The following is a 20,703-nucleotide window of genomic DNA, read 5'->3' on the forward strand; positions in this document are numbered from 1 at the left end:
ATGGTTCTCCCAGATAAAACGTTAATTCGGTGACTGCCGCAGCTGAGCATAGGCGACGCTCCCTCCCATATTGGCGACGACCGCGATCGCGGGTGACACCCAGGGCAGCCAGTAGCCCGAACGCACCAGCAGCAGCCAGCACAGCCCAAACAGAGTCAGTTCAATCGCCAAACCCGCTAGCAGCAGCCTGCCCCAGGAAAAATTGGCGGCGACCTGAACGCCCGCGACTCCGCCCACGGCAGCCCACCCTAAGATCCACAAAATCTCGGCCCATTCCGGCCAGGATTGGATTAAAGGGCGGTCATCTAGGACGGCGCTGAGCAGCTGACTCACCATCTGCGCCTGCATGAAGACGCCTGCCGTTTCCTGCTGGCCCGCCGACCCCGTGCGGTAAGGTGTGGGCCAGTAGTCTCCGAAGCTTCTAGCGGTAGTGCCGATTAAGACAATGCGATCGCGCACCGCCTCAGCATTCACCCGGCCCGCCAGCACATCGCTTAGGGAAACCTGCTCGGCAATCTGGCTGGGAGCGGCTAGCCTGCGGTAGTTCAGCATCACCTGATGGCCCCGGGCGTCGATGCCCTGATAGCCGCCGAAGTCAGCTTCCAATGGATTAAGGAGCACCGCTCCCAGCTGCAAACCGCGATCGCTGGCAACAGGCGCTATCCCTTCCTCAGCCAGATATCGCATGGCCAGTAGAGTACTTAAGGCGTAGGACGCCTGGCAGGGTGAGGCGGGGGCAGGCGAGAGCGCCAGCAGATGGCGGCGAACAACGCCATCGGGATCGGTAACAAAATCGCTAAAGCCGACCCGATTTTCCGGCAGCTCGGCCGGTGGGGCAATGCCTGGCATGTCGCTATCCGCATCGCTGGACTTGCAGATGGCCAGCAGCCGATCGGTGGTCTGAAGCTGCTGCACCAGCTGGGGCTGGCTCACCGGAAAGTCATGATAAATATCGAGACCAATTACTCGCGGCTCCATCGGCTCTAGCTTTTGCAACAGCGCCGATAGCGCCGCATCGGACAAAGACCCGCGCCTTTGCTCGGCATCCTGAGCCTGAACATCGGCTTCCGACAGGGTAATCACCAAGAGTCGGTGATCTGGCAGTTCGCGGGGTCGTAGCCGCATCAGCCAATCCAGACCGCGCAGCTCCCAGCCTTGTAGTCCGCCCGACTGGCTCAGGCCTAGAACGGCGAGACCAGTCATCAAGCTGGAGGCAGCCAGCACTTTCCAATTGGGTTTTGATCGCGAAGGCTGGCGGCTGCTGACGGATTGAGTCGTCTCGGTAGGAACCCCGCTCAAGGCCGACCAGGTTGGCGGCAGCTCCGCCGGATTTTGGCAAATCATCGGCAACCAAGTCGCGCAAGGATAGCGGTCTTCCAATCCCTGAAGTTTTTCTCGGGCTTCGCGCACCGCTAGATAAAACGTCTGGCCCCGGGCGAAGGCTTCTAGAAAGGATTTGAGAAACTCGTGGGCCACCCGGTCAGGAACCGGCTCTCGCATCACCAAGACCTGGGGAATACCCAGGTCTGACAGCGCCTGGGCTAAACCCAACCCATCGCAGGAGTTGAACAGGGCAATCTTCAGCCCGCGCTCAAGCGACTTGCGCAGCGCATGTTTGAGTTCAGGGATGGACAAGCTGTCGGTGGGATTCAGGTAGAGCCGACCCGTAGTTTCGGTTTGCGAATGGGTTTGGCTGAGGCTATGTCCGGCAAAAAAGAGAATATCCCACCCTTTTGGGTCCCACAGGCGCTCGTTTAGCTGCCGACGGCTGGGCTCGACTAGAAACTGAACGTCCGCATGAGGCAAATGGTTGAGCAGGGCCTGGTCAGTCTGCACGTCTATCCCCTGGCTGTGGCCGAGGATGGCCAAAATTCTCACCTGCTGGCGGCTGACGGAGGGCTCGCCGACGCCCTCATAGGCCGGGGCGCTGAGGGCAATTTCGGCTTTGGGATAGCGATCGCAGATGGCCCAGGCATGCCACGGCAGATGCTGCACCGTCGCTTGCGGCGTCTGCAAAATGATCCGAATCTGATCCTGTTGGGCAAGCTGCTCCAGCAGCTTATCGCGCAGCGGCTGGAAGCCGTCTGCACTGAGCCAGTGATTGAGCTGTTGACTAAATTCTTGAGCAACCTCGAAGCAGTCTTCGACTTTAGACACGTTTGTCGCAAAGCCACTCGCTATGCTCTCCAGCCGATAGGGCACCCCCAGTCGGCGATAGGCGATCTGCCAGCGCTGATAGATGTGCGCTAACTCGGGCGCTGGGGGCAAAAAACCGGTCAGCTCTACGCTGGGCCGCTGACCATCCTCCCCGATCTGGAGAATGACTGAAAGGCCCGCTTCCAGGCTGCCGTCGCCTAGTTTTAGGGTAACCAGCTTTTCCATGCTTGCCTAAGCCATCAAATCACAAATTCTTCTAGATAGCGGGCATCTTCCAGCGTAATTCGGATCCTAAAGCGCTCACCCGGCTTGCCGCTAAATCGAAGCTGAATATAGTTGTCGGCCTGCCGCGACTGGGCCTGCATAAAGACCGCGTCTGACGGTTCCAATATAGCCAGCTCCAGCCCCGAGGGCAGGTAGGGTTGCCCGGCCGCTGGGTGCACCTGTAGACCAATATAGGTCTGCTCGGAGGCTTCTGGCTGTAAGTTGACCAGCAGCACAACTTGCCGAAGTCCGAGCTGCACCGCTAAGTCAATTAGCTTGGCGCGTCTAATCCTGCTAGGGGTGAGCTCAGGCGTCGTTCCTTCGTCGATACCGACGCGCCTAAAGCTCACCGCCGGGGCCATACGGTCGGGATTCAGTACCGATTCCACCGCCTGCCAGCTGGTTTCAAAGGTATCGTTGAGCCACTGGCTCAGATTTACGGCCGCTTCGACGGCCCCTGCGGCCAGGCCATCCAGCGCGGGGAGCAGACTCGCCTGCCTCAGGGTATACAGATGATCGAGCAGGTCTTCGAGCGGCAGCAGCTTGGCGATCGGCAGCTCTTCCGTCGTGACGGCAGGGGTAAAACCTATCAGCTGTGCAGACTGCAGAGCATCATCGATTTCGACAACGACGTACCCCACTCGGCAGTCCCACACCTCGGGCGGAACAAAGCAGGTTTGCGCTTCAGACCTGACCGGGCGACATTCTAGCCGCCCAATCTCCGGCAGGACCAAATCGGCCACATTGGCCATAACCTGCACCACCGGATTCCAGCTGTCGCTGTGATCAAGCTCGGTAGGAATGTCCATCATCTGACAGTAGTCATTCACCACCCAGACAGCCAGCGTATTCAGCTGTACCTGTTTTGCCTTTTCAGGCGTTGACTGGATCTCTGAAAACCGCTGGGCGATTTGGCGAGCTTGCTCGGTAATAGGTAGCCGAAGCCCTAGGTTTTTAATTTCTAACGGGGTGCTCATGACTGATTTCTCCTGAATGAGCTGATGTAAGTGGCCATTTATAGATAGCCCTGGGATTTGCCAAACTCGCGCAGTAGGGGCAGACACTGACGCTGGTAGAAACTGCTGAGGGTCCCGATGGGAACGCCGAGCTCTGTGGCCAGCACTTTCCACGGCGTTTCTGGGGGCAGCCGCTTCAAGATCAGGAGCTGACAGGTGATATGGGGATGGTCAGTCAGATGGATGCAGGTGAGCTGATGGTCCGACTCTGCCCAAGCTCTGACGTTTTCAAGCAGAGGGGGGACATCGGGTCGAGCGGGTAGCATATCAACCGGATCGAGCGGCTGCCCGTCGGCACTGGCCCGGGGACTGCTCGCGACTGTAGCCCGCTGCTTTTGTAGCTCGATGTAGCCATCCTGTAAGCGACGCTTGAGATAGGCATTGAGCCAGGTCACGACATTGGCCTTCTCAGGATCATAGGCGCGTCCCGTAGTGGCTTCACACAGGTTCCGGCAGAAATAAACCCAGGTTTGCTGCAGGGCATCCTGGTAATAAGCCGTATTTTCTTTCCAGAGCCGACCGGAAATCAGCCGAATCACCTGGGTGAGCCGTCTCTGCCGCTGGGGGCTGCCCGCAGGATGACGACAGGCTTCAGCAATCAATGTCTGGACTCGTTCCTGAAGTTCATTCATCAGCGGTTCATCCATTTAACCGAACATGCCTCAGCGGTCTTCATAGACCTATCAGAATCGTTCATCCTTATTATGCAGAATTATGGAGCACAGCCCAACGGGCGGCCAGAAGTTTTGCTGACTCTATCGAAACATTGTTTTAAGGTAGCCAGGCTAAACCATATTTCTGTGAAGTTACGTAATAACCGCAAAACTCTTGTCGCAATGACTGAAAGGTAATCAGAAGCACATCAAGCCTAGATACCAGGAATGTTTTACTTCTGTTCAAGCCACGGCTAAGAGTAGGCACTTGTTATTAACAAAATAATGCATCTTCGCTGCAATCACTGCGGCGGCGTTTTGTTATAGACCTACCTGGCCTGGTCAAAATCTGCTTTTGAAATTTCTCGCCATCTATTAATTGGAGAACGAACAATGGCTTACGGATTTGGCACGAGCACAGTTGGTAATACCTCGACAGGCGACAACAACGTGGATGGACTGATCGCTGATAGGCGCTGGACATCTAGAAACGTAACTTTTAGCTTTACCAGCAACTTTCGCAACGATTACGAAGATGAGACTGGCTATCCCAACAGTGGGACTCATGCATCCAGCTTTTCTACGCTCAATACTATCCAGCGATCAGTTACGCGCAAGTGGATGGATATGTACGAAAGCGTATCAGGTCTCAATCTAATTGAACTCACTGGAGCCTCTGATCGCGATGCGACTATTCGCATGGCTGAATCAAGCCACCCTGGCACGGCTTACGCCTATCTTCCAGGGAGTTCTTATGTATCCGGTGATATATGGTTCAATCGAACAAGCTATAACAGTCCAACTATGGGCAGCTATGCCTATCATACCTTCGGTCATGAAATTGGTCATGCCCTAGGACTAGAGCACGGACACGAAACGGGTGGAATACGAAACGTTGCGATGAATTCCAATCGCGATTCAATGGAATTCTCGATTATGACCTATCGCTCTTATGTCGGAGATCCGCTCTCCGGTGGTTACTCGAATGAGGCATGGGGATACGCACAGTCTCTAATGATGTATGACATCAGAGCCATCCAGCAGATGTATGGTGCTAATTTTGGCCATAATGCGACTGGCACAACATACACGTTCTCAACCACAACTGGAGAAATGTCTGTCAATGGAGTTGGTCAAGGCACTCCAGGAGGCAATAATATCTTCCGCACGATTTGGGATGGCAACGGCATTGATACCTATAACTTCTCAAACTACAACACAAATCTCAGGGTTAACCTCGCGCCCGGGGGCTGGAGTGACCTCGACGTCGGCGGGAACACCCAGCGGGCCTACCTCGGAAACGGTAACTATGCCCGAGGCCACCTATTCAATGCGCTACAGTTCAACGGCGATACGCGATCGCTGATCGAAAATGCCTACGGCGGCTCGGGGAATGATCGCATCTATGGCAACAGTGCCAATAACTATCTACGTGGCAACGATGGCAATGACTATCTCTATGGATATGACGGCAACGACAGCCTCAACGGCGGCTCTGGTAGCGACTACCTCAGTGGCGGCACGGGCAACGACTATCTCTATGGATATGACGGCAACGACAGCCTCTATGGCGGTTCGAGCGAGGACTACCTCAGTGGTGGTAACGGCAATGACACTTTGAGGGGCGAATCTGGCGGCGATCGCATTTACGGCGGCGCTGGTAATGACTGGATTGACGGGGGCTATGGCCTCGACCGAATGGATGGCGGCTCCGGTATCGATACGTTAGACGTACGGTTCTGGAGCGGCATCTACGAGCTAGACATGAACACAGGCGAAACCAACTTCGCAGGTGAAACCGCGACGAATTTTGAAAACGTCTACACGGGCGCTGGCAATGACAAAATTACGGGAACCTCAGGCGCTAACTCTATCAATACGGGTGCCGGTAATGACACCTTATACGGCGAGAATGGCAATGATACCCTCACTGGCGGTAAGGGCAATGACTACCTGGTCGGCGGACTGGGTGACGACTACCTGAACGGGACGGACTACTCTGCTCAGGGTACCGGCGAACGGGATATCCTTCGCAGCGGTAGCTTTGGCGATCGGGATATCTTTGTCCTAGGCGAACGAAAGGGCGGCGGTCGCGTCTTCTACAATGACAACGGCAATAGCGATTATGCCTTGATTAAAGACTTTGACGTCCACAATTTTGTCGGCGACGTCGCCGACAAAATTCAGTTGCTGGGCAGCTCGTCATCTTACTCTATAGCTGATGTGTCAGTAAATGGCGTCCTAGGTGCTGGCATCAATTTCTTTGGCGACCTGATTGGTATCGTCCAAGATTTCAGTGCTTCTAGCCTGAACCTGTCTGACTCGAAGCAGTTTATCTACGTCTAGTGGCCGTCGCTTAGCGGTTAATCTGACGCCCAGTACTGCCAACGTGCTGGGCGTCTTTTTCCAGTTACTAGCGCTGCGGCAGAGAAAAGACTAGATACTTGCGATCGCACCTCCGCGTTGCCCAAGCCACTGCCGCTTGACCACCCGTCTGCCAATTGACTCATACCGCTGTACTGCGATTTTGGGGGTGAGATAAGATTGACATATCTACTCAAAACTGGACTCAATTAACCTCAGGCTGGAGGATGGGACAATGCATCTAGACCAAATCGTTTCCTGCGACTCGCAGGTGATAAATGGATCGCTGTTTATTGCGGGAACGCCTGTTCCAGCTAAGATTCTTATACAGCACTTGACAGCAGGAGACTCATTAGATATTCTTACTGTGGCTTTCTAATTGTTACATTCGAACAGACAGTTTCTTTTCTGAAGATGACTGTCAAAGAGGCAGAAGTCAATTTTAAGCTCGGGAACCGCAATATGGGCAAGGAAGGCTGAGACGGAAGGCGTGATCGCACCCCCTCCACAACCCACCCACTCTAGCTCAGGAAATCCTCACATTAATCGTCGGTAGGCATTGCCATAGAAATTTCTAACTAAACCTGCCACCCATAGCTATACTATGTCGCTTCTGAATGTGTCCAAGATTTTTAAGATAGGTGTCGGTTTAGCTAGCGAGTCAAACTCCTCGGCAGCGTCTAGGGAGCCTCGAGATTGATGTGGGCTCGATCGCAAAACTGCTGTAATCGGTTAGATAAAAAACATAACTTCAGCAATGCTGACAAGTTTAGAATCTGTGCATAAAAGTTCAGACGCTGTCCGATATATAATTGTGCACTTCATCGATATAGATACCTTAGATGTTTAGGGCATATAAGGCAACGGATACGAAAGCCCCAAAAAATTAGCAATCAATTCTTTAGTTAAAAATCAACTAACTTTTTAAGTTTTTTTAATAATATTCTCGCTTTCTTGCTTTTTCTCGCCTTAGTATGCGAACTTATGTTTAGTAGTGGCAGATGTAAATTATCCTTTTCCTTTTACTGGTTTTCAGCTCGGGAGTAGGACATAAGTTTTAAAGGAAAAATTATTTTACTTAATGCATCTATAGCTATTTAGTAATCATCTTGATATTATCCTTCAATATCTGATGCGGGCTTATTTAGAATCAAGACAGTCAGCGTCTTACTTTTTAGAACAATGAAAAATGACAGCTCAAACATAATGCTTCCCATAGTAGAACGTCAATGGCATTTTAGCTTCTCAACAGCCTAACCCCTCAAAATGCAATAGTGTTTTGGCGGGTAGAATTTGCTTTAAAGAATTAGAATCTTGAAGATTTAGAAAAGGAATGATTGTCGTGGTTTTTGTAGCTCGCTGTATACTGATATTGGTTTTTTCATTGGTGTCCTTGACGCTTGCTCAGCTACCTGCTCATGCACAATTTATCGATTTTTCAGAGAGTGGCTGGATTGAGACATGTTTACAAAATTCAAGTGATCCTATATGTGACCCACAACTTTTGAGTATTGGAGGCGCTGCTAATGATAATCCCCTCATTATAGTAGAACCTGAATCAGTCGATCGAAACCTATTTGTAAAAGGCTTAAAAGGTGCTTCTACTGACCCTAGAGATATTAAACAGCTGGTAGAGGACGCTGTAGCAGTTTGGAAAGCCGCTTACAAAGATGAAAGCTTTCCCGAGCTTAACCTACATGTAGGCTGGGCTAATTTCGGAATTGTAGAAAGAAATGCGGAAATCGAAAGAATCGCAAGGGTTTTGGACAAGTTTTCCAAGCAAGATGAACAACTTTCACTTAATAGAGAACTTTCAAGGGAATCATATTTTAGGGGGAGCTATCTCGAAAACAAAAACTCTAGGGATCTGTCTGGTTTAACAGACGCCACAAAAAACCGGAGATTGTCTAACAATTTAGACAACGGAAAGCCTTCACTATCTGACAAACAATCGCCTGATTGCAACGAAAAGCAGCCTATTGATACTCTAAATCTAATTTACAGAGATATTGTCAACGAGCGTGGTTCTTCAGGAGATGCAATTGCCCTGCATATTTGCGGAGCACCTTCAGAACCCAGCATATCGCCATCAGAGGACTGCACTAATACAGATCGCAAAGAAGCAACCATACTATTTAATAGCGAAATTTTGAAGGTTAAAGATTCTGAAGGAAATGAATTGGGCTCAGTTAAATACTTTCTAGATTCTAACCCCTTTGATTCATCAACCTTCGGCCCATTGACAGAGATTAAAGAACCTAATTTCATACAAAGATCTGACTTCAAAATTCCATTTACCATTGACCTCTTCTCTGTAGCACTCCATGAAGTTGGGCATGCACTTGGTTACTCCCAAATAAATAATAAGATTACTCCTCCTGGACATATTGACAATTCTTATTTACCTCATGTTCTCAACCAGTATCTGCCTTTTTCTACGCGAAAGTGCCCATCAAAGACGGACGTTAAAAGCGTTGCATCTGTTGGCTCATATATACCTGGAGCACCTGCTTACGTATTAGCCAATCCCGATAATCCAGAACCCTGTTCGAACAATCCTACAAGACTATCGTTCCCTACTACGGTTACCTCCTATTGAGCCTCGTGAAATCTATCAGTCAGAAATATTTCTGCTAAGTGTATGGCTAAATAAATTAGTACAAACCGCTAGTTTTAGCTAACTATTACTAAGCTGTTCTTTCAAAATTGCCTCACAAGCATATTGGTACTAGCGATATTTTTAGCCATCTCTTAATACCTCGGCAATAATGAGCACTTGAGAGCATCCCAATTTTGAAAATTACTGTAAGCCCTCACCCTAAATCCCTCTCCCCGGGGAGAGGGACTTTGAGCCACACTATGGCTTTTGGCCCAGTTCCGGCTCCCCTTCTCCTCGGGGAGAAGGGGCGGGGGGATGAGGGCGCTAGCCTGGATCTGCATAATCGGGATGCACCCTGAGCACTGAGCACTTCGGCATCGGCAGCAGCTATTTTTAGCATAACCTTTATAATTATTCAGATTCGGTATCTGCACAAGGTTTTAACAATAGCTAATTTGACCAGTACTAATGCTTGTCCACAGATTGTTGGCAGTTAATCGTGATGTTATCTCAGAAGAATTTTCCATACGAGCAAATCAGAAGCTTTATTGGCATTGTTGTGCTTTCTGGTTTGATGTCGAGGACAACACAAGTTGCAGCTCAAGTAATACCAGATTCAAGCCTATCTGCCAACGAAACTACGATGGTGAGATCTGTCAACGGTGTATCTGAAATTACAGGCGGGTCGGAACGGGGGAACCTATTGTTTCATAGCTTTGAGCAGCTTTCTCTATCTATTGGGGAAGAAGCTCTCTTCAAGCACGGAAATGACATTAATATAATACTGAATAGAGTTACCGGAGGTTCAAATTCTTATATAAACGGCATTATTAGTGCCCCAAATCTCAGCACTGCCGACATTTTTCTAATCAACCCTAATGGGATTGAGTTTGGACCCGGTGCATCGCTCAATATCGGTGGTTCTTTTGTTGCTAGCACCGCTGACCGTATCATCTTTGATAATGATGTAGAGTTTAGCGCTAGCAATCCTCAACCTGTAAGCTTGACTATCAGTCAACCACTTGGCCTGGCACTGGATAATAATTCAGCTGGGATGGGAAATGGGTTGTCTGTCAAGGGTGCAACTTTAGAGGTTTCTCCAGGCGAAGCGATTACTTTAGTCGCTAGCGAAATTGATTTATTAGGAGGTAGGCTGACAGCACGTTCTGGTCAAATAGAGCTGGCAAGCGTGACACCAGGAAATTTGATAAGTCTGACATCTCCTAATGCCGTTGATGGCTCCAGTTGGATATTAAATTACGAAAACGTAGGAAATCAAAACTTTCAAGATATTCAGTTATCTGCCGACAGCCGTCTAGATGTCCGAAGCAGTTCAAGCAGTAGCCCAAGCGGCAGTGTTCAGGCGAGAGGACGTCATATTTCCTTGGAGGAAAGCCAAGTCAATGCGTTCAACTTTGGGAGTTTAGAAGGAGGACTCATTTCTATTATCGCCATGGGACAACTTAATCTTGAAAATAGATCCCAGATTGCAGCTCTCTCTTTTCGTAGTGGCGATAGCGGAGATTTACTTATTGCATCAGAGCAACTTAGCCTAAGCAGCGGATCTCAAATTGCAACTTCAGCTTTCTCAGGAAGTGGGAATGGAGGAGAGCTAACGGTAAACGTTTCCGGAGACGTTGAGCTGAGCGATGCTAGCCGTATACTCTCACGGTCGGAAGCGCGTGCTACAGGAGCGGCAGGCAACCTTTCTCTCAGTGCAGCAAATCTACTCGTTGGCGATGGCTCTAATATTAGTACTTCAACCTTTGGAAGCGGAGATGGAGGAGACCTGACGGTGAACGCTTCTGGCGATGTTAAGCTAATCGATGCTAGCCGTATACTCTCACAATCAGAAGCGCGTGCTTCAGGAGCGGCAGGTAACTTGACTCTCGAGGCTGCAAATTTAAGGATTCAGAGTGGTTCAGAGCTCTCAACATCTGCTTTAGGTAATGGGCAAGCAGGACAGATGATTGTCAATACACGTAATGGGTCCATAGAGATAACGGGTACAGGTGAACAACCAAGCAGCAGCGATATTTTATTTAGCCGTTTGTCTTCAGCTACTCGGGGAGAGCAAAACGCGGGTGATATACAGATAAATACACGAAGCCTGCTTATAGAAAACGGCGGTCTGATACAGTCCATAACAGTTTTCGGCGTTGGTAACGGCGGTAGCATTGACATCAATGCGACTGAGTCAGTCACGGTAGCAGGTACTGCGGGTAGTCAAGCAAACAACGAACCTAGCTCGATTACCTCCTCTAATGGAGTAACTAGTACTGGTGATGCAGGGTCTATACATATATCGGCTAGACGCCTCGTGGCTCAAAATGGCGGAAGAATCTTCACCAGCACAAACGGGACCGGTCAAGGCGGTGACTTAACCGTGCAATCAGGTGAAGTAATTTTATCGGGGCGAGGAAGTCCTCCTAGCGGTTTATTCGCTCGAACAGAAGGCTCTGGTGATTCTGGGCTGTTGACGCTCATTGCAGATACACTGTTAATCGAAGACGGTGCCCGCATCACCGTCAGTACCGATGAAGATGCTTCCCTTGAGAACTTAGGCACTGTTCAAGCCGCCAACATTACTGCTCGCGCCATCACCTTAGATAATGGCGAAATTACGGCTGAATCTCGCTCTGGCGATGGCGGCAACCTTCTGTTCACGGTTCAAGACTATATTTTGTTGCGTAACGGTAGCCTCATATCTGCGACAGCAGGAACCGCTCAGACAGCCGGTAATGGCGGCAACATAGAAATCGACGCTCCGAATGGTTTCGTCATTGCCGTCCCTACCGAAGACAGCGACATTATTGCCAATGCCTATACAGGTAGAGGGGGCAATATATTTATTGAGGCCCAAGGCATCTACGGCCTAATCGAACGCCCAGCTATTGAAGGTAACGGTACCAACGACATTGACGCCAGCTCTCAGTTTGGTAACAGCGGTGCCGTCGCCCTCAACAATCTTGCCGTTGACCCAACTCAGGGTCTATTAGAGCTGCCCGCAGCTCCAGTCGATGACGCTCCTATTGCCCAGCGCTGCCTTGCCGACAGCGAGGGTCAAAATGCCTTTGTGGTCACCGGGCGCGGCGGTATAGCTCCCAGTCCTGAAGCCGTTGTTCGTAATGAGACGGATACGCTAGCAGGGCTGGGGTCAAGTACAGTTAGTTCAAGCGCGATCGCACCCTCCATCCCTCATCAAGCAGTCTCTTCTAATACGACTCCAGAACCCCTCGTCGAAGCACAGGGCTGGCAGCGCGACGCTAGCGGCAATGTCGTCCTGCTCGCATCAGCTGAATCCAGCAGCAGGCAGCCTATCCAAGCTGAAGCAACCTGCCCGCCTTCATAGGCTTTGAAAAAATGCGTGAGGAGCTGCAAAAGATGATTGGCGATCGCAAATATCCATCCTCCAAACGTCGTTCATTCCTGCGGCGATTGAGCTATGTCCTACTATCGGTCGCGATCGCGCTCAGCATCGGACTCTTCCGCCAGCCCTACCCCACAGCCGCAGCCGAAAATTCGCCCACGATCTCGCAAACCAGTCCAGAGCAGCTGTTGCAGCAGGGGCAAGATCAGTACGCGATTGGGCAATTTACGGCGGCTATTCAATTCTGGCAGCAGGCGGCAGAGGCATTTGCGGCCCAGGGTAATGCGCTACAGCAGGCCAAAGCCTTTAGTCAGATCGCGATCGCGTTTCACCAGCTAGCAGACTGGTCCCAGGCCAATGCTTACCTAGCAGGCAGCTTAGAACTGCTCGAAGGGCGAACCGATCTGCCTGCCGAACGTCTCTCCGTTCTCGGTCAGGTCTATAGCACGCTGGGCAGCGTCTTTTTAACGCGATCACAGCCCCGCGAGGCGCTCAACGCTTTTGAGCAAGCCGCGTCCTATTATCAACAGACCGGCGACAGTCAGGGTCAGCTTCAGGCTCAGATTAATCAGGCCCAGGCGCTCCAGGCATTGGGATTCTACCGGCGAGCGCTGACCGCGCTGAACGAGCTGCAACCGCGCCTGATGGCTCAGTCAGACGAAGGGCTCAAAAGTCAGGGATTGCGAAATTTGGGCAACCTACTGCGGATTACGGGAGATTTCCGACAGTCTGAAGTCACGTTGCAAGAAGGACTCGCGATCGCCCCAGACAATACCCAGGAAATCGCAGCCACGCTATACAGTTTGGGGCAAACGGCTCAGGCGCTGGGCAACCCCGATGACGCGCTGGCATACTACCGGCAAACGGTTGCCGCCGCTCCTACTCAGACCCTCCAGCTCCAGGCCCAAATTGCCCAGTTCAGCCTGCTTCAGGAAGCTGATAGAACCGCAGCCAGCGCCCTGCTGGCCGAAATTCAGCCCCAGCTAGCGGCCCTGCCGGTCAGTCGCTTCTCGGTCTATGCCCAGCTCAACCTGGCCCACCAGCTGATCGAGACGCGAGCGGCGGCGGCCAGTCCGCAGATTGCCCAGGGGCTCGCGATCGCAATCCAGCAGGCCAAAGCGCTCAGCGATCCCAGAGCAGAATCCTTTGCGCTGGGTTATTTAGGTGAGCTGTATATTCAACGGCAGCAGATTGAAGATGCCCAAACGGTTTTACAGCAGGCGCTTACCCTAGCGGAGCAAATAGAGGCCGATGATATCGCCTATCAGTGGCAGTGGCAGCTGGGGCAGCTGGCTCGGCAGCAGGGGGATGAGGAAAGCGCGATCGCGGTCTACACCAGCGCCGTCAATACCCTACAGCGCCTGCGCCTGGATCTGGTGACCATCAACCCCGACCTGCAGTTTGACTTCCGCGAACAGGTCGAGCCCGTCTACCGAGAGCTGGTGAACCTGCTTTTAACCTCGGCTCAGAAGTCGGCCAGGTTGTCAGATGCAGACAGTCAGGACAAGCTGGTCAAGGCGCGTGACGTGATCGAATCGCTCCAGCTGGCCGAGCTGGAAAATTTCTTTAGGGAACCCTGCCTAGCCGTCCAGCAGCAAATCGACCAGGTGGTCGATAACGCTAACGCCCCGACGGCGGTGATGTATCCGATTATTTTGCCCGACCGTATAGATGTCATCCTCAAGCTTCCCAACCAGCCCCTCCGGTCTTACTCCACCCCGATTGCCCAGGCCGAACTGGAGGCCAAAGCCGAAGCGCTGCGCCGTCAGGTCCTGCTGCCCTATGGCTTAAGGGACGTACAAACTCTGGCAGCGGAGATGTACGACTGGCTGCTCAGACCGGTCGAGGTGGAATTCGCCGATGCTCAGGTTGAGACCCTGGTTTTTGTACTGGATGGGGTGCTGCGCAATATTCCCATGGCAGTTCTCTACGACGGTCAGCAGTATCTCGTTGAGAAATATAACCTGGCCCTGGCGCCGGGGCTGAAGCTGGTCGATCCGAAGCCTTTGACAGGGCAGCGGCTGGCCGCGATCGCGGCTGGTTTGAGCGAAGCCCGCCACGGCTTTAGTTCTCTAGACTATGTCCGGGCGGAGGTCGAGCAGATTCAAGCAGCCGTGGATAGCCGGGTTTTACTCAACGATGCCTTTACCCAAGAAACGCTGGAAACCGCCATTAATCAAACGCCCTTTCCAGTGGTTCATCTAGCCACCCATGGTCAGTTCAGCTCTAACCTAGAGGAAACCTTTGTGCTCGCCTGGGATACGCCAATTTCAATTAGTACCCTCAGCCGCCTGCTGCGCAATAGCGAGCAAAACCGGCAGGACGCCATCGAGCTATTGGTTCTGAGCGCCTGTGAAACCGCTGCCGGAGACAGTCGCGCGGCTTTGGGTCTGGCGGGGGTAGCAGCTCGGGCCGGAGCCCGCAGCATCCTAGCGTCGCTCTGGAACCTAGACGATGAAACCAGCGCCGTGCTGATGGATCAGTTCTATCGGTCCCTATCTCAGTCTTCAACGACTAAAGCCACTGCCCTGCGACAGGCTCAGCTTTCCCTACTGCGAAACCCTGGATATGAGCATCCGCGCTACTGGGCACCCTATGTCCTGGTCGGCAACTGGCTTTGAGGAAGAAGCAAAGTGGGCAATGGCGGTCAAACTGTTTGAAATGAAACGAATTTTGTCTGGAATCGCAGCCCAACTGTTCGGCATCGATCGAGTTAGCTTTTTGCTGAGCTTACATCGCTATGATGTCCCGATGATTGACCTAGATGAGGCTGACTTGCTCTCTGAGTCAGCGAATACCTGACGCTAAGCGTATTGTTATCAACACCAGCCCACTGATTGCCCTGATCGCGGCTGTGGTCCAATAAATTCATTTCCTAAATATCCAACCGCTGATACACCGCGTCTAAATTTCGCAGCTGATAATCCGGCTGGAAGCAGGCTTCGATCTCTTCGGCAGACAGCACTTCCTGCACCTCAGGATTCTTCGTAATCAGCTGCTGAAAGTCGCCATCGGGCTGATTCCAGGCCTGGTGAGCGCAGGACTGGACAATCCGGTAGGCCGCTTCGCGGGCGATGCCCTGCTCCACTAGGGCTAGCAGCACCCGCTGGCTGAAGACGACGCCGCCGTAGCGGTTCATATTGCGCCGCATATTTTCGGGATAGACCAGCAGCTTTCTCACCAGCTGAGTCATCTCCACCAGCATAAAGTGCATCAGAATGCAGCTGTCGGGAAAGATCACCCGCTCGGCGGAGCTGTGGGAAATATCGCGCTCGTGCCAGAGAGCGACGTTTTCCAAGGCGACTAGGGCATTACTGCGGAGGATACGGGCTAGGCCGGTCAGGCGCTCGGAGCGAATCGGATTGCGCTTGTGGGGCATCGCCGACGAGCCCTTTTGACCCTTGGCGAAGAATTCTTCAACCTCTAGAACATCGGTACGCTGAAGATTGCGGATTTCAACCGCGAAACGTTCGATCGACGCAGCGACCCCGGCCAGGGTGGTGAGGAAATCGGCATGGACATCGCGGGAGATCACCTGAGTCGAAGCGGTATCAGGCTTGAGGCCAAGCTTTTGGCAGGCGATCGCTTCTACCGCCGGGTCAATGTTGGCATAGGTGCCCACCGCGCCGGACATTTTGCCGACGGCAATGTCGTCCTGGAGGCGGCAGAGGCGTTCGCGGTGACGCTGCATTTCGGCCTGCCAACCCGCTAGCTTAAAGCCCAAGGTCAGCGGCTCCGCGTGGATGCCGTGGGAGCGCCCGATCATCACCGTATCACGGTGCTCCTGCGCCTTATAGCGAATGGCCTGAATCAGGCTTTCGACCTGGGTAAGGATGAGCTGATGGCTGGCCAAGATCTGGAGCGACAGCGCCGTGTCCAGCACGTCGGAACTGGTCATGCCCAGGTGAATGTAGCGCCCGGCATCGCCCACATACTCGTTGACGTTCGTCAGGAAAGCAATCACGTCGTGGCGTACTTCGGCCTCGATTTCGAGAATGCGCTCGACCTCAAAATTGGCCTTTGCCTTGATGGTATCAACCGCGTCCTGGGGAATCTGGCCGAGCTCGGCCTGGGCCTCGCAGACGGCGATTTCAACCTGAAGCCAGGTTTTGAACTTGTAGTGATCGGTCCAGAGTTCGCCCATCTCGGGCAGCGTGTAGCGTTCTATCAAGGCTGTGACGCAGAATACAACCGCTCTATTCTATCGAGGGACGGGCGGTGCGCATAGCGGTCAGATTTTTAACCGCACCGATGATGGGCAATTTCGAGGGTGAGCCCTAATAAACTCGGGACTCTTTCGGAATAAAGCGCGATCGCGCTGTAGCAAGGCCCAACGCCACCGACCAAAAATCGTCGATTTCACCCAGCTCAGCTGACAAAAACTACGTTAAGAATAAGTTAAGACGCTCACGCTACCTGACCTATGACCGCAGAAATTTTAGCCTGGTTCGATGCTTCCCTTCATGCCGCTAAGGGCAACCTATCTTTTATGGTATGGAATACGTTTTTAGCCATAATCCCCTTCATTGTCAGCCTGTGGATTTTTCGGGGGCGCGGTTCGGGCGTGCGGCGGCTGAGCTGGTGGGTAGGACTGGGGGTGTTTGTCGCATTTCTGCCGAATGCGCCCTACGTCCTTACCGACATCATTCATCTGGTGAATGACATTCGCCGGGGCCATTCGATCTGGACCATTTCCCTAATTCTGGTTCCCCAGTATCTGCTGTTTATGCTGATTGGGTTTGAAGCCTACGTCGCTTCCGTGATTAACCTGGGGCACTATCTGAAGCAGCAGGGACTCAGACGCTGGGTTTTCGCCGCAGAGCTGCTGATGCATGCCCTCTGTGCCATCGGCATCTACCTGGGCCGCTTTCTCCGATTCAACAGCTGGGACATCGTCACGAATTCCAACACGCTGTTCTACAGCATCCCCAACGAGGTGGTCCAGAAGCGCCCGCTGGTGATTATGCTGACGACGTTTTTCGTGATTGCCCTACTTTACTGGCTGCTGAAGCAAGTCACCCTGGCGCTGGCCTTTTACTGGCGCAACCAGCGGCGGCAGCCTGAGCAATCGATGATTTCGCATTAAAATAGGCGGCTATAGCACGGCTTTATTCTCAGCGCGACCTGAGGTATAGCAGGTAATGAGCAACACAGAGAATTGCCAGGCATCTAGCCTATAGTAGCCATAGCTCCTAACGGAGGATTGCCCTGCTAGCTGCCCGACCGACGATGCCTTCCACCACCCCAGCCGATCTTATTGACCTCTACTATCAGCGCGGCCAGGCCCAATACGGCGGTGAAGCCGTCAGCCAGAGCGAACATGCGCTCCAATGTGCCTTTCTGGCTGAGCAAGCGGGTAGCTCTGCGGCCCTCGTTACCGCCTGTCTGCTGCACGACCTGGGGCACCTGGTCCATCACCTGGGCGAGGACGCCGCTGCTCGCGGCATTGACGATCGCCATGAGTACCGCGCGATGGCCGTGCTAGAAACGCTTTTCCCCGCCGCTGTGACGGCTCCAATTCAGCTGCACGTCAACGCTAAGCGCTATCTCTGCGCGGTGGATAAAGGCCTACTGGGCTGAGCTGTCGGCAGCCTCTAAGCGCAGCCTGGAGCTCCAAGGGGGTATTTTCTCGGCGGGGGACGCGATCGCGTTTATCCAGCAGCCCTATGCTCCAGAGGCAACGCAGCTCCGCCGCTGGGACGACCTCGCCAAAATACCGGATTTAGAAACACCCGACCTGCTGCATTTTTTGCCAATTCTGCAAGCAGCCGCGGTAGGTCCGGGTGAACGAAAAAAAGCGCGGTCACTGTTGAGTAGGCTATTTGTACCAGAAATCATGCCAACGCTGAGAGCCACTCAAATAACAAGCCCTCAGTGTCATCACGGCTTCAGCCCCGCGTTTAGACCAGAACATGCCAGACTGCTTGAGGCGCATAGTAACGATACGGCGATTAGAACTTTCCACAATGCCCGAACCAATCATCAGGTTTTGGTTCAAATAGCGTTGATAGTCGATGCGGCTCTGGTTGTGGGTCAAATAGCTCACCAGGCGCTCAACCGTTTGGGTTAAGTCTTCAGAGGTCGGCGGCAGCCGTTGGGCGGCTTGGACGACAGCGGGCCACTGAGATTGTTTGAGTGCGCTCTGCTGGGTTGTGACCCAAGCCTGCTGTGATTCGACTTGTCCAACGAAAGCAGCGCGTGCGACTTCCCAGAGATACTCGCAGACATCGAAGAAGTCGAGAATTTGAATCGCATCGGGAAAGAGCAAGCTGGCCATCAGCCACAACCAAGGTGCGCCATCGCCGAGAAATACAACCTGATGGGGTGTGTTATCTACAGTAGCGACATAGCAGCGATTGAGCTGTTCACGGAAGCCTGCGACCCCGTCGAGGGTGGCCACATACTCACGCGCCTTGACGATGGCTCGGGTCTTGGCAACTCTGAGGTGGTCAGCGTCCCAGAACAGGACACCAACTTTCGCTTCGCAAGTGCCCCCCTGCCGCATCGGCGTATGGATGCCATCAGCACCGATATAGAAAATCGGTCGTTTGGGCAGCGCTGTGGCGGCAGTGCTAAGGCTAGAGCGGATCGGACAAGCTCCCTCAACGGCAATTTGGGCTTCCGCCTCGACCAGCGTACTGCCATAGGCTTCCACATGATTGGCCAGCGTCTTTTCGCTCACGCTCACCCCACTCCAGCGCTGTAGCAAGCGATTGGCGTTGCCGAATTCACTGCCTACCCCCAACGCACTCGATAGCTCTTGCACACTCCGAAACCATCCATCAGCAGGGAGCCCGAGCTGCTCATCGGCATGACAGATGCTGCCAGCGTTATAGACCCGCCGACTCAACTCGACTGTTCCTAATGGCGTTTGATAGCGGCGAGCCCTTTTGGCTCTCGCCCCCAGGTGCCCCCGCTCCGTGTGCTCAATCTGCTCCTGGAGTTGCCGCTGGAGCAGCTCTCTACCTAGCTCTCGCCAGACTTGGGTGAATTCCTCTACGTAGGCTTCGGCGCTCTGCGATGTTCCCGAAAACACTGGTAGTGCTTTCAGCTGCTCGCTCACGATAGACTCTAGTTGCATTCGGTGTAGTCCCTCGACGTTGTTTCTTGTCTGACACTACGCCTTTTTTCTAATCCCGCGCTTTTTTTCGTTCACCCCGGTAGGTCCTCGGGGCTGAGCTGTTCTGCGTTTAGCCCTCATCCTAAATCCTTCTCCCAAGCTTGGGAGAAGGACTTTGAGATTGTCAGCTGTCCTTGGTCAAATGAGCTTTATGACTTATGAAAGCTTCTTACTCTAGGCTCTTGTTCCCCTTCTCCCAAATTATGGGAGAAGGGGCTGGGGGATGAGGGCCAATGCTCATCAGTCCCAAATCCGCTGCGCCGCGCGCTGGATTGACTTTTCGTCAGAGAACGCCTGCAGGACGGCCCATGAGGCGCGGGTCGCTACCGCAGAGAGCACCAGGATAGCGCCCAGGGTTAGCACGGCCGTAGGGGAGTGGAAGCTGACTAAAACAACGCTGAGAATTGCGAGAATGAGAATACTTCTGTCCATGGTGTTCTCCTGGCGGTGTTCTCCTGGCGGTGTTCTCCTGGCGGTGTTCTCCTGGCGGTGTTCTCCTGGCGATCCGGTCGCTGGCAAACGGCTTGTCAGGGAGCCTTAACTTCATGGTAGTCAACCGTTCCGGGATCAGGCAGGTATAGCCCCAAACCTTAGTAATGCTTAATTTTCTGAGGACCGCTGCAACATTCCCTGATCAAAGTGCCCTAGGACACCTTGCCACCGTGGGCGCGCACCTGCGTGACGATCAGCTGCTTCACCGGACGGCTCAGGGCAGCCGTCGGCAGCATCGAGTAGCCCAACCCCTGGCGATGAAAGAAAATCAGCCAGACCTGGGGGAAGCGCCAGACTTCGGTGACCCTTTTCCAGGAGAGCTCCTGCGTCCCCAGCTCTGACAGGGTGCCGATGGAGTGATGGGTAAATCGCCAGGTAAAAACGGAAACGTCTAGCTTACGAAATCGCTCTACTGAGAGGCTGATATACAGCCAGCCCACCAGATAGCAAAGGACGATGAGGACGATGCCAATGCCGCCGAAGACGGTGGCCTGTCGCCAGAACGATTTGAGGGCAAGCAGTCCGGCGCAGGCCAGCAGCAGCAGGCTGCCGCCGATGATGGCCCGGAAATGGACAAAGCGAAAAAAGAACTGCCGCGCCGCCGCTCGCGCGATCGCGCTCGAATAGCGAATAGTGACTTCATACTCCACAGATTCCTGATGCTCTCC

Annotated in this window: 13 protein-coding genes and 1 pseudogene; 7 read left to right on the forward strand and 7 right to left on the reverse strand. The window is 53.0% G+C overall.

Annotated features, from left to right (window positions below; genetic code table 11):
- Positions 1-21: 21 nt before the first annotated feature.
- The 3 genes from IQ241_RS09700 to IQ241_RS09710 are packed head-to-tail and all read right to left on the reverse strand — an operon-like array spanning position 22 to position 4,069.
- Positions 22-2,382 carry a CHASE2 domain-containing protein gene (locus tag IQ241_RS09700; protein ID WP_193906478.1) on the reverse strand — a complete coding sequence of 787 codons (2,361 nt, stop codon included), beginning with the start codon at positions 2,380-2,382 and terminating at the stop codon, positions 22-24.
- A gap of 14 nt (positions 2,383-2,396) precedes the next feature.
- Positions 2,397-3,398: a DUF1822 family protein gene (locus tag IQ241_RS09705; protein WP_193906480.1), complete on the reverse strand. Its 1,002-nt coding sequence runs from the start codon at positions 3,396-3,398 to the stop codon at positions 2,397-2,399.
- A gap of 38 nt (positions 3,399-3,436) precedes the next feature.
- Entirely contained in the window at positions 3,437-4,069 is a 633-nt protein-coding gene (locus IQ241_RS09710; RefSeq protein WP_193906482.1) for a sigma-70 family RNA polymerase sigma factor, read from the reverse strand.
- Between the two features lie 957 nt (positions 4,070-5,026).
- On the opposite strand from IQ241_RS09710, the gene IQ241_RS09715 reads away from it, so the two are divergent.
- From IQ241_RS09715 to IQ241_RS09735, 5 genes are all read left to right on the forward strand, one after another.
- A complete protein-coding gene (locus tag IQ241_RS09715) occupies positions 5,027-6,436 on the forward strand; it encodes a calcium-binding protein (protein ID WP_193906484.1) in 1,410 nt (469 codons plus the stop codon).
- 1,351 nt (positions 6,437-7,787) lie between these two features.
- On the forward strand, positions 7,788-9,053 hold the full coding sequence (locus IQ241_RS09720; protein ID WP_193906486.1) for a hypothetical protein: 1,266 nt from the start codon (positions 7,788-7,790) through the stop codon (positions 9,051-9,053).
- 502 nt (positions 9,054-9,555) lie between these two features.
- Entirely contained in the window at positions 9,556-12,405 is a 2,850-nt protein-coding gene (locus IQ241_RS09725) for a two-partner secretion domain-containing protein (RefSeq protein WP_193906488.1), read from the forward strand.
- Positions 12,406-12,416: 11 nt separating this feature from the next.
- A complete protein-coding gene (locus tag IQ241_RS09730; RefSeq protein WP_193906490.1) occupies positions 12,417-15,044 on the forward strand; it encodes a CHAT domain-containing protein in 2,628 nt (875 codons plus the stop codon).
- Positions 14,992-15,225, forward strand: coding sequence for a UPF0175 family protein (locus tag IQ241_RS09735; protein WP_193906492.1), 234 nt, complete (start codon positions 14,992-14,994; stop codon positions 15,223-15,225). The genes IQ241_RS09730 and IQ241_RS09735 overlap by 53 nt, the downstream gene beginning before the upstream one ends.
- 73 nt (positions 15,226-15,298) lie before the next feature.
- Here the strand turns inward: IQ241_RS09735 and purB are convergent, their stop codons facing one another.
- Entirely contained in the window at positions 15,299-16,594 is a 1,296-nt protein-coding gene (purB, locus tag IQ241_RS09740; RefSeq protein WP_193906494.1) for an adenylosuccinate lyase, read from the reverse strand.
- A 252-nt stretch (positions 16,595-16,846) separates the two neighbouring features.
- Between purB and IQ241_RS09745 the strand changes: the two genes are divergently transcribed.
- Positions 16,847-17,509: a DUF1361 domain-containing protein gene (locus IQ241_RS09745; protein ID WP_193906496.1), complete on the forward strand. Its 663-nt coding sequence runs from the start codon at positions 16,847-16,849 to the stop codon at positions 17,507-17,509.
- A gap of 143 nt (positions 17,510-17,652) precedes the next feature.
- Positions 17,653-18,199, forward strand: a pseudogene (locus IQ241_RS26475) (phosphonate degradation HD-domain oxygenase); the annotation flags it as partial.
- Positions 18,200-18,241: 42 nt separating this feature from the next.
- Here IQ241_RS26475 and IQ241_RS09755 read toward each other — a convergent pair.
- The 3 genes from IQ241_RS09755 to IQ241_RS09765 all read right to left on the reverse strand — a co-directional run bounded on the left by IQ241_RS09755 (position 18,242) and on the right by IQ241_RS09765 (position 20,685).
- Entirely contained in the window at positions 18,242-19,504 is a 1,263-nt protein-coding gene (locus IQ241_RS09755) for an ISKra4 family transposase (protein ID WP_193906498.1), read from the reverse strand.
- Between the two features lie 279 nt (positions 19,505-19,783).
- Positions 19,784-19,975 carry a hypothetical protein gene (locus IQ241_RS09760; RefSeq protein ID WP_193906500.1) on the reverse strand — a complete coding sequence of 64 codons (192 nt, stop codon included), beginning with the start codon at positions 19,973-19,975 and terminating at the stop codon, positions 19,784-19,786.
- A gap of 212 nt (positions 19,976-20,187) precedes the next feature.
- Complete coding sequence (locus tag IQ241_RS09765) at positions 20,188-20,685, reverse strand: hypothetical protein (RefSeq protein ID WP_193906502.1); 498 nt, start codon at positions 20,683-20,685, stop codon at positions 20,188-20,190.
- Between the last annotated feature and the right edge of the window lie 18 nt (positions 20,686-20,703).

Source organism: Vasconcelosia minhoensis LEGE 07310, assembly GCF_015207255.1.
Classification (GTDB): Bacteria; Cyanobacteriota; Cyanobacteriia; order Phormidesmidales; family Phormidesmidaceae; genus Vasconcelosia; species Vasconcelosia minhoensis.

Excerpts from the sequence above, each read along its gene's own strand:
- IQ241_RS09760 (WP_193906500.1), bottom strand. The coding sequence starts at position 19,975 with ATGGACAGAAGTATTCTCATTCTCGCAATTCTCAGCGTTGTTTTAGTC.
- IQ241_RS09735 (WP_193906492.1), top strand. The coding sequence starts at position 14,992 with ATGAGCATCCGCGCTACTGGGCACCCTATGTCCTGGTCGGCAACTGGC.
- IQ241_RS09715 (WP_193906484.1), top strand. The coding sequence starts at position 5,027 with ATGACCTATCGCTCTTATGTCGGAGATCCGCTCTCCGGTGGTTACTCG.
- IQ241_RS09710 (WP_193906482.1), bottom strand. The coding sequence starts at position 4,069 with ATGAATGAACTTCAGGAACGAGTCCAGACATTGATTGCTGAAGCCTGT.
- IQ241_RS09725 (WP_193906488.1), top strand. The coding sequence starts at position 9,556 with ATGTTATCTCAGAAGAATTTTCCATACGAGCAAATCAGAAGCTTTATT.
- IQ241_RS09720 (WP_193906486.1), top strand. The coding sequence starts at position 7,788 with ATGATTGTCGTGGTTTTTGTAGCTCGCTGTATACTGATATTGGTTTTT.
- IQ241_RS09745 (WP_193906496.1), top strand. The coding sequence starts at position 16,847 with ATGACCGCAGAAATTTTAGCCTGGTTCGATGCTTCCCTTCATGCCGCT.
- IQ241_RS09730 (WP_193906490.1), top strand. The coding sequence starts at position 12,417 with ATGCGTGAGGAGCTGCAAAAGATGATTGGCGATCGCAAATATCCATCC.
- IQ241_RS09700 (WP_193906478.1), bottom strand. The coding sequence starts at position 2,382 with ATGGAAAAGCTGGTTACCCTAAAACTAGGCGACGGCAGCCTGGAAGCG.
- IQ241_RS09755 (WP_193906498.1), bottom strand. The coding sequence starts at position 19,504 with ATGCAACTAGAGTCTATCGTGAGCGAGCAGCTGAAAGCACTACCAGTG.
- IQ241_RS09705 (WP_193906480.1), bottom strand. The coding sequence starts at position 3,398 with ATGAGCACCCCGTTAGAAATTAAAAACCTAGGGCTTCGGCTACCTATT.